The following is an 18,116-nucleotide window of genomic DNA, read 5'->3' on the forward strand; positions in this document are numbered from 1 at the left end:
TTTGTCCGGGCCTCCTACTACTCTTGGGTACATGTCTGTACGCAGCCGCGCCGAATTCGACACCACCCTTTTGGACACGCTCAGGCGGCGTGTCGTGATCGGGGACGGTGCTATGGGCACGATGCTGCAGGCCGCGGATCTCACGTTGGATGACTTCCGTGGCCTCGAGGGTTGCAACGAGATCCTGAACGAAACCCGGCCCGACGTGCTCAAGCACATTCACCGGGCGTATTTCGAGGCCGGGGCCGACGCCGTCGAGACCAATACCTTCGGGTGCAACCTGCCCAACCTGGCCGACTACGACATCGCCGATCGGATCCGGGATCTGTCGTATCGCGGCACCCGCCTCGCGCGCGAGGTCGCGGACGAGATGGGCAAGTCCGCGGACGGGACTCCGCGGTATGTGCTGGGGTCCATGGGTCCGGGCACCAAGCTGCCGACCCTGGGGCACGCGCCCTACGACTCGCTGCGCGACGCCTACGCCGAGGCCGCGCTCGGCATGCTCGACGGTGGCGCGGACGCCATCCTCATCGAGACCTGCCAGGACCTGCTGCAGGTCAAGTCCGCCATCACCGGTAGCCACCGGGCCATGGAGATCGCCGGTCGCCGGATTCCGATCATCACGCACGTGACGATGGAGACCACCGGCACCATGCTGGTCGGTTCCGAGATCGGCGCGGCGTTGACCGCGCTCGAGAAGCTCGGCATCGACATGATCGGATTGAACTGCGCCACCGGCCCGGACGAGATGAGCGAGCACCTGCGCCATCTGTCCAAGCACGCGCAGCTGCCGGTCTCGGTGATGCCGAACGCCGGTCTGCCGATCCTCGGGGCCAAGGGTGCGGAATACCCGCTCACCCCTGAAGAATTGGCAATCGCGTTGAGCCAGTTCGTCTCCGAGTTCGGGCTGTCGCTGGTCGGCGGCTGCTGTGGCACCACCCCGGAGCACATCCGACAGGTGGCCGAGGCGGTGCGTGAGACCGAGCAGGCGCTGCGTCCAATTCAAGAGCGACGCAACCCCGTGCACGAGCCGAGCGTGTCCTCCATCTACAGCTCGGTGCCGTTCGAGCAGGACGCCTCGATCATGATGATCGGTGAGCGCACGAATGCCAACGGCTCCAAGGCTTTCCGCGAGGCCATGCTGGCCGCCGACTGGCAGAAGTGCCTGGACATCGCCAAGGATCAGATCCGCGACGGCGCGCACATGCTCGACCTGTGTGTCGACTACGTGGGCCGCGACGGGGCCCGGGATATGGCCGAGCTGGCCTCGCGGCTGGCCACCGCGTCCACCTTGCCGATCATGCTGGACTCCACCGAAACCCCGGTGCTGAAGGCCGGTTTGGAGCACCTGGGTGGCCGTTGCGCCATCAACTCGGTGAACTTCGAGGACGGTGATGGACCCGAATCGCGTTACCAGCAGACCATGGCACTGGTCGCCGAACACGGTGCGGCCGTGGTGGCTTTGACGATCGACGAAGAGGGCCAGGCCCGCACGGCCGAGCACAAGGTTGCCATCGCCGAGCGGCTCATCGCCGATATCACCGGCAACTGGGGGCTCGAAGAGTCCGACATCATCATCGACACGCTGACCTTCACCCTGGGCACCGGGCAGGAGGAGTCGCGCAAGGATGGCATCGAAACCATCAAGGCCATCCGGCAACTCAAGCAGAAGCACCCGAATGTGCAGACCACACTGGGCCTTTCGAACATCTCGTTCGGTCTGAATCCGGCCGCCCGGCAGGTGCTCAACTCGGTGTTCATGCACGAATGTGTGCAGGCCGGTCTGGATTCGGCGATCGTGCACGCGTCGAAGATCCTGCCCATGGCCCGGATTCCCGAGGAGCAGCGCGAGACTGCGCTGGATCTCGTCTACGACCGGCGCACCGAGGATTACGACCCGCTGCAGAAGCTGATGGCGCTGTTCGAGGGCGTCTCGACGGCCTCGTCCAAAGCCTCGCGTGCCGAGGAGCTGGCGGCGCTGCCGCTGTTCGAGCGGCTGGCGCGGCGCATTGTGGACGGCGAGCGCAACGGCCTCGAGGCCGACCTCGACGAGGCCATGAAAGAGGTTCCGCCGCTGCAGATCATCAACGAGACCCTGCTGTCGGGCATGAAGACCGTCGGTGAGCTGTTCGGGTCCGGGCAGATGCAGCTGCCGTTCGTGCTGCAGTCGGCCGAGGTGATGAAAACCGCTGTGGCGCACCTGGAACCGCACATGGAGGCCACCGACGACTCGGGCAAGGGTCGCATCGTGCTGGCCACCGTCAAGGGCGACGTGCACGACATCGGCAAGAACCTGGTGGACATCATCCTGTCCAACAATGGCTACGAGGTCGTGAATCTCGGTATCAAGCAGCCGATTTCGGCGATCCTGGATGCCGCGGTGGACAAGAAGGCCGATGTGATCGGCATGTCCGGGCTGTTGGTGAAGTCCACGGTGATCATGAAGGAGAACCTCGAGGAGATGAACACCCGCGGCGTCGCCGCGCAGTTCCCGGTGCTCCTGGGTGGTGCGGCGCTGACCCGTGGTTACGTCGAGAACGACCTCACCGACGTGTACGAGGGTGACGTGCACTACGCGCGTGACGCTTTCGAGGGCCTGAACCTGATGGACGAGATCATGACCCGCAAGCGCGGCGGCGGTCTCGACCCCAACTCGCCCGAGGCCCTGGCCGAGGCCGCGAAGGTCGCCGAGCGCAAGGCGCGCCACGAGCGCTCCAAGCGGATCGCCGCCGAGCGCAAGGCCAAGGAGACCCCGATCGAGGTGCCCGCGCGCTCGGATGTGGCCGCGGATCTGCCGGTGCCGACGCCGCCGTTCTGGGGCACGCGAATCATCAAGGGCCTGGCGGTGAACGAGTACTCCGGGCTGCTCGACGAGCGCGCGCTGTTCCTGGGTCAGTGGGGCTTGCGCGGCCAGCGTGGCGGCGAGGGCCCCTCCTACGAGGAGCTGGTGGAGACCGAAGGCCGTCCGCGCCTGCGGTATTGGCTGGACCGGCTGATCGCCGAGGGCGTGCTGCAGCATGCCGCGGTGGTGTACGGCTACTTCCCGGCGGTCTCCGAGGGCGACGATGTGATTGTTCTCACCGAGCCGAAACCCGATGCGCCGGAACGCTTCCGCTTCACATTCCCGCGTCAGCAACGCGACCGGTTCCTCTGCATCGCGGATTTCATTCGCTCGCGCGAGCAGGCCGTGGCGACCGGTCAGGTTGATGTGATGCCGTTCCAGCTGGTCACCATGGGTCAGCCCATTGCCGACTTCGCGAATGTGCTGTTCGCGGAGAACAACTACCGCGACTACCTCGAGGTGCACGGCATCGGCGTGCAACTCACCGAAGCGCTGGCCGAGTTTTGGCATCGCCGCGTCCGCGAAGAGCTCACACTGGAAGGGCATTCGGTCGCTGACGAGGATCCCGCCGATGTGCTGGATTACTTCAAACTCGGATACCGTGGCGCACGGTATTCATTCGGCTATGGCGCCTGCCCGAACTTGGAGGACCGGGCCAAACTCGTTGACCTGCTGGACGCCGGTCGAATCGGCGTGATGCTGTCGGAGGAGTTGCAACTGCATCCGGAGCAGTCGACGGATGCGTTCGTGCTGCTGCACCCGGAAGCCAAGTACTTCAACGCTTAATATTTTCACCAGGTTTCCGGGCTTCGCGCAGAGTTGCAGGGTGCTCGGCGCGAAGCCTTGCAGGAGGGGCACGACCACATGAGCTCAGACCGGCTGATTGCGGGGCGGTACCGACTAACGGATCCGATCGGCACCGGTGCGATGGGGGTCGTGTGGCGCGCGACCGATGTCCGGCTGCGACGCACGGTCGCGGTCAAACAGTTGCTGTTGACGCCGGGGCTGACCCGGTCGCAGGCCGTGGAGGCCAGGATGCGGGCGATGCGTGAGGGGCGCATCGCGGCGCGGCTGCATCACCCCAATGCCGTCACGGTGTTCGACGTGGCGGACGAGGACGGCCAGCCGTGGCTGGTCATGGAATACGTGGACGCCCCCAGCCTGGCGGCGTTGATGCGGGAGAAGGGTCGGATGGAACCGACCGAGGTGGCCCGCATCGGAGCGAAGGTGGCCGAGGCGCTGGCCGCGGCCCACAAGGCCGGGATCGTGCACCGGGATGTGAAGCCCGCCAATATCTTGGTGGCCGACGACGGCACGGTGAAGATCACCGACTTCGGTATCTCGCGGGCCACCGGCGACGTCACCGTCACCTCCACCGGGTTCCTGGCGGGCACGCCCGCCTATCTCTCGCCCGAGGTGGCGCGGGGTGAGAATCCCGAATCCCCTTCGGACGTCTTCGCTTTGGGCTCGACGCTGTACGCGGCGGTCGAGGGCAAGCCGCCCTTCGGCGAGGGGGACAACCCCCTCGCGGTGCTGCACTCGGTTGCCCGCGCCCAGGTCCCGCAGCCCGGTCACGCCGCCGCGCTCGGGCCGGTGCTGATGGATCTGCTGGCCGCCGAGGCCGGTGACCGCCCGACCATGGAACAGGCCGCGGAACGACTGCACGCGGTGGCGGAGGGGCGGGCCCCGGCCGCGCCGATCCAACCGACCAAGGTGCTGCCCGCGGCGACAGCCGTTGCGGCCGTAAGTAGTTCGGACGCGACCACGGTGCTGTCCACCTCCCGCACGGGCGCGCCGAGCAATGCCGCCGACGCCACCGTGCACGTCGACATGAGCCAGGGGGCGCGCGGTACGGTGCCGCCGGGCGGCGCGGGCGGCAGGAAATCGGCAGGCGGGCAACGCAATCCGCGTCAGCTGGTACTGGTGGCGGCCGGAGTGGTCGGGGCGCTGGTCGTGGCCGCGGTGATCGCGATCGCGGTGAACCGCAACGGCAGCACCACTACCCAGGCGGGCGGCACCACCACGGTGACGGCCACCGCGCCGGTGACCACCGGGCCAGAGAACATCGGTCCCGCAGACGGCGGTAATCAACAGTCCACCCGCGGAGGGCAGGCGGGCGGGGCGACCCACGTGCCGACCACCACCGCGGCCCCGTCTACTCCGCCGTCATCGACCCCGGCACCGAGTTCGTCGGCCAAGCCGACCACGACGCCGCCGCCGTCGAGCGCGGCCTTCGGTCCGCAGCCGGGCGCGTCGGTGGCCTCGTTCGTGCAGAGCTACTACGGCATGCTGCCGGGCAATGTGAGCGGGGCATGGTCCATGCTGTCGCCCGGCTATCAGTCCTCGACGGGCGGATACAACAGTTATGCCTCGTTCTGGGGCAGCATCTCGTCGGTGAGTGTGGGCGCGGTCACCCCCAACGGTGACAATCGGGCCGTGGTCGCGCTCACCTATGTCATGAAGAACGGGCAGGTCAGCACCGAGAACCGGTGGATCCAAGTGGATTCCTCCACCGGTCGACTGCTGATCGCGGCATCGGGCCTGTAGCGGGTTACCCCGCGCCACCCCGATAGGCTGAACCGGCTCCACCCGAGGTGGAGCCGGTTTTCGTTTCTCGTTCGAAAGCCCAGTGTGGAAGGGAGTGCGAGTCGGTGGCGCGGTTGGACGCGGTGTTGTGGGACATGGACGGAACGCTGCTGGACTCGGAGAAGCTCTGGGATCTGGCATTGCGGGAACTGGCGGCGGAGTACGGGCGCGAGCTGACCGAGGAGGTCCGGCATGCGCTGATCGGGGCGTCGGGGCCCAATGCCTTCCGGATTCTGTTCGAGGGGTTGGGGATCGAGCACACGCCCGAGACGGTCGCGCAGGGCTCGGAGTGGATGGAACAGCGGGTGACCGAGCTGTTCGGTGGGCCGGTGCCGTGGCGGCCGGGCGCCCGGGAGGCCCTGGAGATGGTGCGGGCGGCCGGGATTCCGATGGCGCTGGTCACCAATACCAAGCGGTCGCTGGCGGAGTTGGGGCTCGACACCATCGGGCGCGAGTTCTTCGGGGCCACCGTGTGCGCCGACGAGGTGCCGCACGGCAAGCCCGCGCCGGATCTGTATCTGCGGGCGGCCGAGCTGCTCGGGGTGGACCCGGAAAGCGCTGTGGCCATCGAGGATTCGCCGACGGGTGCGACCGCCGCGCAGGCGGCCGGATGTGCGCTGCTCGTGGTGCCGTGCGAGGTGCCGGTGCCGGACGCGCCGGGGCGCACCTTCCGCGAGAGCCTCGTCGGGCTGACCGTCGCGGATCTGGAAGACCTGCTGCGGGTGCACGCCGCCTCCTGAACCGCCTCGTTCCCATTCGTCCAAGGCCGGGGCCCGGCCGTGGCCTAGCCTGCCGGTATGGACAGTGAGCTGGAGCGATTGCGCGGGGTGTGCGCCGGGCTGCCGGAGGTGACCGAGAAGGTCAGCCACGGTGAGCCCGCCTGGTTCGCGGGCGGCAAGAAGATGTTCGTCATGTTCGCCGACCATCACCACGACGAGCGGCGCGGATTCTGGTGCGCCGCACCGGCCGGAGTGCAGCAGGAACTGGTCGAGACGGAGCCGCAGCGGTTCTTCCGGCCACCGTACGTGGGGCATCGCGGCTGGCTCGGCGTGTATCTGGATGTGGCGCTGGACTGGGACGAGATCGCCGAGATCGTCGAGGACGCCTACCGCGAGGTGGCGACGAAAAAGCTGCTGGCGGCGCTGGATTCGCGCACCGCATAGGTCCGACCCGGCGAGATCGCCGGGCCGGACCTGGTTTTCGATGATCAGCGCAGCGGACCGAAGAAGCTCCGCAGGTCACCGGCGAGATTTGCCGGATCCTCCATGGCCGGGAAGTGTAGGCCGCGTTCGAATTCCGACCAGTGCGCGTCGGCCGGGACCGGAACCACGCGGCGGACGGTCTCGTCCGCGCCGAAGACGGCGACGCCCTGGGGTACCGCGGCGGGCGCGCCCCACTCGGAGGAATGCGACTGCTCGTAGAGGGTGTGGGCGGCGGACGCACCCGCGCCCGTGAACCAGAACAGGCTGACCGTGGTGAGCAATTGATCGCGATCGATCGGCAGATCGGTCCAGGACTCGAACTTCTCGGCGATCCACGCCAATTGCAGCAGCGGCGAGTCCACCAGGCCGTAACCGATGGTCTGCGGGCGGCTGTTCTGGATGGCCAGATAGCCCGAGCCCTCGCGACGGAAGGAATCCATCCGATCGAGGATCACCTTGTCGATCGGGTCATTGGGGTCGAGGCCATCGGCCATGCCCGGCAGGAAGGTGGCCACATTGGCGGCCGTCATCGGATCGGTGACCACGTGCACGCCGGTCACATGCTCACCGTCCAGGCCCGCGACCAGACCCGACACGCCGCCGCCGACATCGCCGCCGTGCACGCCGTAGCGGTCGTAGCCGAGGCGGGCCATGAGCTCGATCCAGGCGCGGGCGGTGCGGGCCATGGTCCAGCCGGTCGCCGCCAGCGGGGTCGAGAGGGTGTAGCCGGGCAGCGACGGGGCGATGACATGGAACGCCTGACCATCGGCCGGATCGGTGAGCTGGGGGATCAGATTCAGGAACTCCGCGACCGAACTGGGGAAGCCGTGCGTGATGAGCAGCGGCTGCGCATCCGGACGCTCCGAACGCACGTGCAGGAAGTGGATGTGCTGGCCGTCGATCTCGGTGGTGAACTGCGGGAAGGCATTGAGCTTGGCTTCTTGTGCACGCCAATCGAATTCGGTGCGCCAATAGTCGGCCAGCTCGCGCAGCGCCGATTCCGGGATACCGCGCTCCCAGCCGGTGCCGGGCAGCTGGGCGGCCCAGCGGGCCCGGGCCAGGCGGTCGTGCAGGTAATCCAGGTCGGACTGCGGGATTTCGAGGGTGAAGGGGCGGATCTCGGTGCTCATAAACCTACGGTAGAAGCCATTGAGGAACGGTTCGTTCCGCAATGCGCGGATACGATCGACGAATGTTGGAAACCTCGGCTCGGCTGCTGCGCCTGCTGTCGCTGCTGCAGTCCCGGCGCGACTGGACCGGCGCGGAACTCGCCATCCGACTTCAGGTCACCGGCCGCACCATCCGCAAGGACATGGACCGGTTGCGCGAACTCGGATATCCCGTCGAAGCCCGCCCGGGTGTGGACGGCGGCTATCGCCTCGGTGTCGGCGGCGCGCTGCCGCCGCTGTTGCTCGATGATGACGAGGCCGTGGCCGTGGCGATCGGATTGCGCACCGCCGCAAGCGGTTCCATCCTCGGCATCGAGGAGACCTCACTGCGGGCCCTGACCAAACTGCAGCAGATCCTGCCGTCGCGGCTGCGGCACCGGGTCAGCGCGTTCGAGCACGCGTTGCCGGTGCCGATGCGCGGGCCCCGCGTCAGTCCGGACACGCTCACCGCCATCGCGGGCGCCTGCCGCGACCACGAACGCCTGCGTTTCGACTACCGCACCCACTCCGGCAACGCCTCGCGCCGCTCGGTCGAGCCCTACCGACTGGTCAGCCACCGCCAACGCTGGTACCTGCTCGCCTGGGACCTCGACCGCGCCGACTGGCGCACCTTCCGCGTCGACCGCATGGACCCGCGCACCCCGACCGGACCGCGCTTCCCGCCCCGCGCGCTGCCACCGGACGCCGAGATCACCGCCCGCGTCGAACGCGGAGTGGGCGAGGCCACTTGGTGCTACCGGGCCCGGGTCATCGTGCACGCCTCCGCCGACCATGTGCGGCAACGAATTCCGATCCCCATCGACGTCGAGGAACTGGGGCCGGACCGCTGCGCCTTCGAACCCGGCTCCGATCACCCCGAAATGCTCGCCCTCTACTTGGGGCTGCTCGACGCCGACTTCGAGCTGGTCGACTCACCGGAAATGGCCGCGGCCCTGCGCACCCTGATCGACCGCTACCAGAGCGCACTGCGGTAGTGCGCGTCGAGCACCGGCACCGGATCGAGCTCCGATACCTGATGCCCGGCATCGCAGTGATCGCTCAGATCCTTACCGTCGCGCGCCTGCACCACCCGCAACTCACCCACCGAATCACGCAGCGATTCAGCCACTTTCGCCGCGTGCCGATACCCGGGCGCATCCCGATCGGCGACCACCCACACGCGTCGCGCCCCGCGTAACCATTGCGCGTGCTCGGCCCGCCAACCCTGTGCCCCACCCGCATTGCAGGTCGCGGTCACTCCGGCGTGAATGGCGGTCAGTACATCGGCCTCGCCCTCGCACACGTAGATGTCGCGGCCCTCCTTTACGGCCTCGATCACATCGGGCAGCCGGAACGGCAGAGCTGCGAATCCACCGTTCTCCCAACCGGTATCGGTGCGCCGCAATTGATAGAACGACTTGACGTGTCCCTGCCGGTGCAACGTCCGCACCCGCACCACGCACCCCGCGGAACGTCCATCCGGCCCCCGATACAGATAGGAAGCGACATTCTGCGGCTTCCTGATCGGCGGCCCGTAATCGCGTTTGACCACCGAAAGTGGCAGTCCCGCGGCAAGAATCGCCTGATCCGCCAATGCCGGGACTGTCTCCACCCGGCCCGGCCGCCGCTCCGGTGGCGGCCCATCGAACAGGTCCCGCACCCGCAGCCCGAGCCGCTCGAGCACGTCCTCATCCGAACAACCGGCGAAGCACCGCACCACGGTTCGCTGCCGCGCCGAGTTGTAGACCACCCCTAGTGACGCCCGATGCCGCCGCCCATCACCCTCGTGGACGGGGCACAAATACGTGGTCCACTCGGCCCCGCGTTTTCCTGGCCCGGACACCCGATACAGCGCCCGGTTGATGGTCTCCCACGATCCCTGAGTACCCATACGCCCGGTCCTCCCACTACCGGTGTACCCGCCCGAAAGGGCTTGTCAAAGCCCCTGGATCGAGTTGTAGCGGAGTTGAAATACGGACATCGGATCGGCGCGGGCGGTCGTGGCGTGAAGTATCAAACGCTGTGGGGCACAGGAAAAGTGAGTATTCACAATTGGGCGACATCCCGGGCGTGTCGGCGGTCGGGGCGGCAAGAATATGCGGCATGGTTGCGGTTGGGGGTCGGGTGGACGCGGGGGAGACCGGTGAGGTGGCCGAGCGGTCGGTGCCGGGGGTGGCTGTCGGTCGATACCCGTTGGACGAGCCGGGAAGTGCGCGGTGGGATGCCGCGGTAGCGGCCGCGCGGGACGAGCTTGCCGCCGACGGGTGCTGTGTGCTGCGGGGGTTCATTCGGCCGGAGTCGTTGGGCACCTTGCGCGATGAGGGCGGCCAGTTGGCTCCGCACGCGTACTACGACGTGCAGGACGTCAACGCGTACAACATTCCGTTGGACTCGCCGTTGCCCGCGGAACATCCGGGACGGATCGTGCTGCGGCGTGAGAACGCCTTTGTGGCAAGGGATCTCATTCCTCGCGACGCGTTGATTCACCAGCTGTACACCGATGAGCGGTTTCAGCGGTTCGTGGCCGAGTGCTTCGATCTACCGCAACTGCACGAGTACACCGATCCGCTGGCGGGGTTGTGCCTCAACGTGGTTGGGCCGGGGATGTCGCATCCGTGGCATTTCGACACCAACGAGTTCACCGTCAGCATGCTCACCCAGGAGCCGGAATCCGGTGGGGTGTTCGAGTATTGCCCGAACATCCGGTCGCGGGAGGCCGAGAACCTGGACTCCGTGCGGGCGGTGCTGACCGGGAAAGGGGAGGAGTTCATCCGGCGGCTGGAGTTGCGGCCGGGGGATCTACAGCTGTTCCAGGGGAGATTCTCACTGCACCGGGTCGCGCCGGTCGGCGGGACCGTGCAACGGCATTCGGCGATCTTCGCCTACAGCGACACACCGGGATTGATCGGCACCGCCGAACGCACCCGGCAACTTTTCGGCCGGGTGCTGCCCGACCATCTGAACGCCGGCGAGGTCCGCGGCGATCGACTGCTCGACTGAGAGGGGACCAGCGCGTGCCGGTTTCGTTGCACACTTCCACCGGAAAAGCCTCCTTCGACGATATCTACGATCGGCCCGATCCACGCCAGTACTACGCCCGCATGGCCGAATTGGATTACCAGATACCGGAATTGGCGAAACCACACTTCCAGCGACTGCTCACCGAATATCGGGCCGCCACCGGAATCGCCGCGCCCACCGTGCTGGACATCGGTTGCTCCTACGGCGTGAACGCCGCCCTGCTGCGCCTGGACGCCACCATGGCCGATCTCGCCGAGCATTATCGGGCCGGCGGCGACACCGAGAAACTCCTCACCCGCGACCGCGAACTGCTCGCCTCCGACGATCGGCTACCCGGAGTCCGATTCGTCGGCATGGACGCCTCGCGCCCGGCCCTCGACTACGCCCGCGCCGCCGGATTCCTCGACGACATCGTGCACGCCGACCTGGAAGCCGCCGACCCCACCGAGGCCCAACGCGCCACCCTGGCCGCCGCCGACCTGGTCATCTCCACCGGCTGCGTCGGCTACATCTCCGAGCGCACCCTGCTGCGGGTGGCCCGCGCACACGGCGGAAAACTGCCCTGGATGGCACATTTCGTGCTGCGCATGTTCTCCTTCGAACCCATCGCCACCCACCTGGGCACGCTCGGCTACGAGACCGAACTGCTGCCGGGCGTCTACCGGCAGCGCCGCTTCGCCTCCCCGGACGAACAGGCCCGCGTCCTGGACACGTTGGCGGCCAGTGGAATCGATGCGAGCGACCTCGAATCCGACGGCTGGCTCTACGCGCAACTCCATCTGTCCCGGCCCAAGAGCGGGTTCACCGCCGAAAAACACTGAATTGCGTGGGGACCGGAAAAACCGTGCCGGATCGAAAAGACACGCGGGATTCACCTGAAACCATCGCCGGATTGTTACGGTGAACCGGTGGCACCAGCGAAAATCGTAATTGTCGGCGGTGGTTTCGCGGGCGTGGAATGCGCCCGCTATCTGGAGCGCCGAGTCAAACCCGACGAAGCGTGCATTCAGCTCATCACGCCCGACGCCGGACTGTTGTATCTGCCGCTGCTGCCGCAGGTCGCCTCCGGGACGCTCAATCCGCGGTCGGTCTCGGTGTCGCTGCGGCGGGTGCTGCGGCGCACCGAGATCATCCCCGGCATGGCCGTCGGTGTCGACGCGCCGACCCGGCAGGTCATCGTGCGCCGGCACTCCGGAGAGGAGTGCGCCTACGAGTTCGATCAGCTGGTGCTGGCCCCCGGCAGCATCACCCGCATCCAGGACGTGCCCGGCCTGCACGAACACGGCTTCGGCATGAAGACGCTGTCGGAGGCCATGTATTTACGCGACCACGTGCTGCGCCAGCTCGACGTGGCCGCGGTCACCGGCGAGGAGGATGTCGACCGGGAGCGGCTCAACTTCGTCACCATCGGCGCGGGCTACGCGGGCACCGAGACCACCGCGGTGCTCAACAAGGTCTGCCAGGCCGCCGCGAAGCGCTACTTCCCGGCCGCCGAATCGGGCATGGTGCGCTGGCATCTGGTCACCCACGGCGACAAGATCATGCCGGAGCTCGGCGAGCGCCTCGGCGCGGACGCGAAAAAGGTGCTGGCCGAACGCGGCATCGAGCTCATTTCGGGCGCATCGGCCAAGGAGGTCACCGCGCGCGGCGTCACCCTCACCAATGGGCGGTTCATCCCGTCGCGGACCGTGCTGTGGACGGCCGGGGTCGCGGCCAGCCCGCTGGCCGGGCACCTGGGCGCGGACACCGACAAGGGCCGCATCGTCGTGCAGGCCGATTTCAGCGTGCCGGGGCTGCAGGGCGTCTGGGCGCTCGGCGACGCGGCCGCGGTACCGGATCTGGCCGGGGGAGTGGGCAAGACGTGCCCGCCCACCGCCCAGCACGCCATGCGCCAGGGCAAGCACATGGCCAAGAACATCCTCGCCACGCTGCGCGGCGGGCAGGTCAAGCCCTACCGGCACCCGGACCTCGGCCTGGTGGTCGACCTCGGCGGGAAGGACGCGCTCGCGCGGCCGCTGAAGATCGGATTGCGCGGCGTCCCCGCGCAATTCGTGACCCGCAGCTATCACCTGGGCGCGCTGCGCACGGTCGTCGCGCGGGCCCGCGTCGCCTTCGACTGGGCGGTGCACGGCCTCAGCGGCGACGACTTCCTGCGCATCGGCTATGGCGATTACGCCACCCACACCATCGGCGGATTCGAGCAGACCGGCTGCTATCTCTCACCCGGTGAGGTGGAGCTGCGGCTCGAGAAGCTGTGCCAGCCGGAGACGCGCGGCAACTGGCTCGCATGAAAACTGTTGTAGCGCAGTAAAACAACACCCCTTCGAAGTCGGCCGGGATTCGCCCGAATCCTGGCGCACAGACCGGTTCGTTGACCAGAATGGGGCGGTGGCCGGTCGGGGGACGGTCACACGTGTGCAAAAAGCCAGGCTGCCCCTGACCCATCGAACCCGAGGACAACCCTTGAGCGAGAGCACCTTCGCCTTCGACGAGCAGCTGCCCCGCGTGCCGCTGCCCACGCTGGAGGAGAGCTGCACCCGGTTCCTGCACTGGTGCGCGCCGCTGCTCACCTCCGACCAGTACGCCGCCACCGCGGCCAGCGTCGAGGACCTGCTGCGGCCCGACAGCCCCGCCCGCACCCTGCACGCCGACCTGGAACGCTTCGACAACACACCCGGCGTCGGGAGTTGGCTCGACGAGTTCTGGCCCTCGCGCTACCTGGGCCGTCGCGATCGAATCGCGTTGAACGCCAACTTCTTCTTCCTCTTCCGCGACGACACCGTGCTGGCCAGATCGACGAGCGCCGACCAGAGCGAACGGGCCGCGGCGCTGATCAGCGCGGCCGTCGACTACAAGCTGCGGCTGGATCGCGAGGAGATCCCGCCCGCCACCCAGCGCGGCACGCGACTCAATATGGCGCAGAACAAGTTCCTGTTCTCTGAGACCCGCATTCCGGGCGCGCCCCAGGACACCGTGCGGGTGCCCTACAGCGACGCCTGGCCGGGCCACTCCGAGGCTCGGCACATCCTGGTCTTCTACCGCGGCAACATGTTCCGGATGGACGTGGTCGGCCCCGGCGGCGCGCCCTACACGCCCGAAGATCTCGCCGCGGGCCTGCGCTCGGTCATGAAGGCCGGTGCACGGCGTGCCGCGACCAATGCCTCGCCCGGACACCTCACCACCCTGGCCCGCGCCGACTGGGCGCCCGTCTACGCGGCGCTGCGGCCCACCAATGCCGCCGCATTCGACACCATCGAGACCGCGCTGTTCTGCATCTGCCTCGAGGACTTCGCGCCCCGCGACACCCTGCACGCGTGTGATCAACTGCTGCACGGTGACAGCGGCAACCGCTGGTTCGACAAGGCCGTGTCGTTCATCGTCTTCGCCGACGGCGCGGCCGGAATCAATGTCGAGCACTGTGGCCTGGATGGCACCACCATCCTGTCCTTCGTCGACACGTTGCTCGAAGCCCCGGTGAGTGCGCACGCCGAGGAGTCCGGCGCGCAACCACAGGGCCTGCCCGCCGCCGAACCGGTCGAGTTCGTGCTGGGCCCCGAGGCCAAGACCGAGATCGCCTCGGCCGCCGCCTCTTTCGCGCAGTACGCCGCCGAGAACGCCACCAGCACGGTGTCGTTCGACTTCGGCACCGCCCGCGCCAAGAGCCTCGGCATGTCCCCGGACGCGCTGGCGCAGCTGAGCTATCAGCTCGCGCACAAGCGCAGCAAGGGATTCAACGGCGCGACCTACGAATCCATCGCCACCCGGCAGTTCCGCAACGGCCGCACCGAGGCCATGCGTGTCATCACCCCGGAAATGCTGGACTTCATTGCGGCCATGGAGGATCCGTCCGTGGACCGGGACCGCAAACTGGTCGCCGCCCGCACCGCCGCCGAGGCGCACGTACGCCGCGCCCAGGAATGCCAGCGCGGCGAGGCCCCCGAACAGCACCTGTGGGAGCTGCAGTGGATCCAGCGCCGCCGCGGTGAGCAGCTGGGCGCGACCGCGCCGATGGCGTTCTACGACAGCCCGGGCTGGACCATCAGTCGTGACGACTTCCTGTCCACCAGTTCGGCGCCGTCGGTGAACATCCAGTACTTCGGTTTCGGCTCCACCAGCCCCACCTGCATCGGCATCGCCTACGTGCTGCTGCCCGACCGCTGGAACCTCTATCTGGCCACGCCCAAGCACGTGGCGCAGCAGATGCACGACTTCGCCGGGCACCTGCGCGAGGCCGTGGCCGAACTCACCGAACTGCTCACCGTATAACCGATTGCGGGGAGTGTGCGCTCGTCTGCGAGAATCACTCCCCGTGAAATCTTTCGAAGCCCTGTTCGCCGAGCTGCAGGATCGTGCCGCCAACCGCCCCGAGGGGTCGGGCACCGTCGCCGCCTTGGACGCCGGCGTGCATGCGCAGGGCAAGAAGGTACTCGAAGAAGCCGGTGAGGTCTGGATCGCCGCCGAGTACCAGAGCGATGAGGAACTCTCCGAGGAGATCTCGCAGCTGCTCTACTGGGTGCAGGTGCTGATGGTGGGCCGCGGCCTGCGGCTCGAGGACGTGTACCGACATCTGTGACGCGCCGGGCCGCCCGCACACACCGTGCGGGCGGCCCGTCGTTCGTCCCCCCGTCGTCACTCCACCTCATCCCCGTTCCGAAAGGACCACCCCATGCTTCGCGTCGCAGTACCCAACAAGGGCGCCCTCTCCGAATCCGCCGTCGCCATCCTGTCCGAGGCGGGCTACCGCAAGCGCGGTGACTCCCGCGATCTGAGCGTCATCGACCCGGTCAACCAGGTCGAGTTTTACTTCCTGCGCCCCAAGGACATCGCCATCTACGTCGGCTCCGGTGAGCTGGATCTCGGCATCACCGGCCGCGACCTGGCCCTGGATTCCGGTGCGCGCGTGCAGGAACGGCTCGCGCTCGGCTTCGGCCGCTCCACCTTCCGCTACGCCGCCCCGGCCGGGCGGGACTGGAAGGTCGAGGACCTCTACGACAAGCGCATCGCCACCTCCTACCCGAACCTGGTGCTGAAGGATCTGGCCGCGCGCGGCATTCAGGCCGAGGTCATCCGCCTCGACGGCGCGGTCGAGATCTCCATCCAGCTCGGTGTTGCCGACGCCATCGCCGACGTGGTGGGCTCCGGTCGCACCCTGCGCCAGCACAACCTGGTCGCCTTCGGCGAGACCCTGTGCGACTCCGAGGGCGTGCTGATCGAGGCCGAGGGCGCCGATCAGCGCGACAAGGCCCGCAACCAACTCGTCGCCCGCATCCAGGGCGTGGTCTTCGCCCAGCAGTACCTGATGCTGGATTACGACTGCCCCAAGTCGCTGCTCGACGCCGCCGTCAAGATCACCCCGGGTCTGGAGTCGCCGACCATCGCCCCGCTCACCGATCCCGAATGGGTCGCGGTGCGCGCGCTGGTGCCGCGCAAGAACGGCAACGAGCTCATGGACCAGCTGGCGGATCTCGGTGCCAAGGCGATCCTGGCCACCGATATCCGCTCCTGCCGCGCCTTCTGATCAGTCCTCGTCCGGACGATCGGTTCCCTCCGGCTCGGTATTCACCGGGCCGGACGGGAAAGGCGGTGGGGTGCCACCGAATTCGGGGCATAGTCGCTTGAAATCGCAGTACTGGCACATCCAGCCGGGACTGGGCGGGAACTCACCGGTCTCGGCGGCGGTCACGATGGCCGCCCACAGGGCCGAGAGGATCCGCTCGAAACGCAGCAGCTCCTCCGGATCCGGTGCGTAGGTCAGGGTGATGCCGTCGGCCAGGTACATGAGCTTCAGCTCGGAGGGCGCCCGGCCCTGTGTGCGCAGCAGGACCAGGGCATAGAACTTCAGCTGGAACAGCGCTCGGGTCTCGTACGCGAGGCCCGGCGCACGACCGGTCTTGTAGTCGATGACATGCACGTCACCGGCGGCCGAGCGGTCGATGCGGTCCACGATCCCGCGCAGCGGGGTGCCGTCGGGCAGCTCGGTCTCGATGAAGGTCTCGCAGGATTCCGGATCGAAACCGGTCGGATCCTCGAGCCGGAAGTAGACGTCCACCAGCTTGCGGACCTCCGCGAGGAAGGTGTCCAGCTCTTCGGGCGGGATCAACTCCTCGATCCCGGGCCGGGATCCGCGCACCTCGGCCCACGCGGGGTCGATGAGCGCGGCGGCGGCCTCGACATCACGCTCGGCGGCCGGGAGCCCGAACAGGGCCTCCAGCACGGCGTGCACCACGGTGCCGCGCACCGCCGCCCGCGAGGGCGGCTCCGGTATCTGATCGATGACCCGCAACCGGTACTTCAGCGGGCACTGTTTGAAATCGATTGCGCGCGAAGGGGAGAGCGCCGGGCCGCGCGGTGCGAACCGCTCCGTCTCCGGGGTACTGATCACGTCAACCGACATACCTGGCAGGCTAAACGCAGGCACCGACAAGGTGCGCACGAATCCAACACGCAGAACGGAGTTTCATGACGGCCAGACGGACCGGCCCTTTCGAGATCGGTGACCGGGTACAGCTGACCGACGCCAAGGGACGCAAGTTCACGGTGATCCTCGACGAGGGTAAGGAGTTCCACACCCACGCCGGGCACATCAAGCACGACGACCTGATCGGCGCCGACGAGGGCAGCGTGGTGAACTCCGCCAAGGGCACCCCCTACCTGGCGTTGCGCCCGCTGCTCACCGACTACGTGCTGTCCATGCCGCGCGGCGCGGCGGTCATCTACCCCAAGGACTCCGCCCAGATCGTGCACGAGGGCGACATGTTCCCCGGCGCGAAGGTGCTGGAAGCCGGTGCCGGTTCGGGCGCGCTGACCTGCTCGCTGCTGCGCGCGGTCGGCCCCGAGGGCAAGGTCATCTCCTGGGAGATCCGCGAGGACCACGCCGAGCACGCCGTCAAGAACGTCGAACGCTTCTTCGGCGAGCGTCCCGCCAACTGGGAACTCACCCTCGGCGACGTCGCCGAATACGCCGGTGAACAGGTCGACCGGGTCGTGCTCGACATGCTCAAGCCGTGGGAACCCCTCGAGACCGTCGCCAAGATCCTCATCCCCGGCGGCGTCTTCCTCGCCTACGTGGCCACCACCACCCAGCTCTCCGAAGTGGTGGAAGCGCTGCGTCGGCAGGGCTGCTGGACCGAGCCCACCGCCTGGGAATCCATGGTCCGCCCGTGGCACGTGGTCGGTCTCGCCGTCCGCCCCGAGCACCGCATGCAGGGCCACACCGCCTTCCTGGTCAAGGCTCGCCGCCTCGCCGACGGTGTTACCGCCCCCAAGCCGCAGCGCCGCCCCTCCAAGGGCTGACGCACACGCCCGCGTACCCCTGCC

15 protein-coding genes are annotated in these 18,116 nt (G+C 67.8%); 12 read left to right on the top strand and 3 right to left on the bottom strand.

The window, feature by feature from the left end; translation table 11 throughout:
• The first annotated feature begins 31 nt into the window (after positions 1–31).
• The 4 genes from metH (at position 32) to ACYVN4_RS23295 (ending at position 6,591) form a co-directional block, all read left to right on the top strand.
• Complete coding sequence (gene metH / locus ACYVN4_RS23280) at positions 32–3,628, top strand: methionine synthase (protein WP_460724108.1); 3,597 nt, start codon at positions 32–34, stop codon at positions 3,626–3,628.
• 78 nt (positions 3,629–3,706) lie between these two features.
• Complete coding sequence (locus ACYVN4_RS23285) at positions 3,707–5,389, top strand: serine/threonine-protein kinase (RefSeq protein ID WP_460724109.1); 1,683 nt, start codon at positions 3,707–3,709, stop codon at positions 5,387–5,389.
• A 104-nt stretch (positions 5,390–5,493) separates the two neighbouring features.
• Positions 5,494–6,168: an HAD family hydrolase gene (locus ACYVN4_RS23290; RefSeq protein ID WP_460724110.1), complete on the top strand. Its 675-nt coding sequence runs from the start codon at positions 5,494–5,496 to the stop codon at positions 6,166–6,168.
• Positions 6,169–6,225: 57 nt separating this feature from the next.
• Positions 6,226–6,591: an MmcQ/YjbR family DNA-binding protein gene (locus ACYVN4_RS23295; RefSeq protein WP_460724111.1), complete on the top strand. Its 366-nt coding sequence runs from the start codon at positions 6,226–6,228 to the stop codon at positions 6,589–6,591.
• A gap of 44 nt (positions 6,592–6,635) precedes the next feature.
• Here ACYVN4_RS23295 and ACYVN4_RS23300 read toward each other — a convergent pair whose 3' ends face one another.
• A complete protein-coding gene (locus ACYVN4_RS23300; protein WP_460724112.1) occupies positions 6,636–7,760 on the bottom strand; it encodes an epoxide hydrolase family protein in 1,125 nt (374 codons plus the stop codon).
• Positions 7,761–7,822: 62 nt separating this feature from the next.
• On the opposite strand from ACYVN4_RS23300, the gene ACYVN4_RS23305 reads away from it, so the two are divergent.
• Positions 7,823–8,773 carry a helix-turn-helix transcriptional regulator gene (locus tag ACYVN4_RS23305; RefSeq protein WP_460724113.1) on the top strand — a complete coding sequence of 317 codons (951 nt, stop codon included), beginning with the start codon at positions 7,823–7,825 and terminating at the stop codon, positions 8,771–8,773.
• On the opposite strand, the gene ACYVN4_RS23310 is transcribed toward ACYVN4_RS23305, so the two are convergent.
• Positions 8,752–9,669 carry a toprim domain-containing protein gene (locus ACYVN4_RS23310; RefSeq protein WP_460724114.1) on the bottom strand — a complete coding sequence of 306 codons (918 nt, stop codon included), beginning with the start codon at positions 9,667–9,669 and terminating at the stop codon, positions 8,752–8,754. The genes ACYVN4_RS23305 and ACYVN4_RS23310 overlap by 22 nt on opposite strands.
• 212 nt (positions 9,670–9,881) lie before the next feature.
• On the opposite strand from ACYVN4_RS23310, the gene ACYVN4_RS23315 reads away from it, so the two are divergent.
• The 6 genes from ACYVN4_RS23315 (at position 9,882) to hisG (ending at position 16,317) form a co-directional block, all read left to right on the top strand.
• A complete protein-coding gene (locus ACYVN4_RS23315) occupies positions 9,882–10,778 on the top strand; it encodes a HalD/BesD family halogenase (RefSeq protein ID WP_460724115.1) in 897 nt (298 codons plus the stop codon).
• Positions 10,779–10,792: 14 nt separating this feature from the next.
• Entirely contained in the window at positions 10,793–11,620 is an 828-nt protein-coding gene (locus ACYVN4_RS23320) for a class I SAM-dependent methyltransferase (protein ID WP_460724116.1), read from the top strand.
• Between the two features lie 87 nt (positions 11,621–11,707).
• Complete coding sequence (locus tag ACYVN4_RS23325) at positions 11,708–13,090, top strand: NAD(P)/FAD-dependent oxidoreductase (protein ID WP_460724117.1); 1,383 nt, start codon at positions 11,708–11,710, stop codon at positions 13,088–13,090.
• A gap of 172 nt (positions 13,091–13,262) precedes the next feature.
• Positions 13,263–15,065, top strand: coding sequence for a choline/carnitine O-acyltransferase (locus tag ACYVN4_RS23330; RefSeq protein WP_460724118.1), 1,803 nt, complete (start codon positions 13,263–13,265; stop codon positions 15,063–15,065).
• 43 nt (positions 15,066–15,108) lie between these two features.
• Positions 15,109–15,372, top strand: a complete 264-nt coding sequence (locus ACYVN4_RS23335; protein ID WP_033085388.1) for a phosphoribosyl-ATP diphosphatase — start codon at positions 15,109–15,111, stop codon at positions 15,370–15,372.
• Positions 15,373–15,465: 93 nt separating this feature from the next.
• Complete coding sequence (hisG, locus tag ACYVN4_RS23340; protein ID WP_460724119.1) at positions 15,466–16,317, top strand: ATP phosphoribosyltransferase; 852 nt, start codon at positions 15,466–15,468, stop codon at positions 16,315–16,317.
• Here hisG and ACYVN4_RS23345 read toward each other — a convergent pair whose 3' ends face one another.
• Positions 16,318–17,193: a RecB family exonuclease gene (locus tag ACYVN4_RS23345; RefSeq protein WP_460724120.1), complete on the bottom strand. Its 876-nt coding sequence runs from the start codon at positions 17,191–17,193 to the stop codon at positions 16,318–16,320. It abuts the gene before it with no gap.
• Between the two features lie 65 nt (positions 17,194–17,258).
• Here ACYVN4_RS23345 and ACYVN4_RS23350 point away from each other — a divergent pair, with 65 nt between their 5' ends.
• The gene (locus tag ACYVN4_RS23350; RefSeq protein ID WP_460724121.1) at positions 17,259–18,092 is read left to right on the top strand and encodes a tRNA (adenine-N1)-methyltransferase; all 834 of its coding nucleotides are present in this window, start codon (positions 17,259–17,261) and stop codon (positions 18,090–18,092) included.
• Positions 18,093–18,116 lie beyond the last annotated feature (24 nt).

Source organism: Nocardia heshunensis (assembly GCF_054782115.1).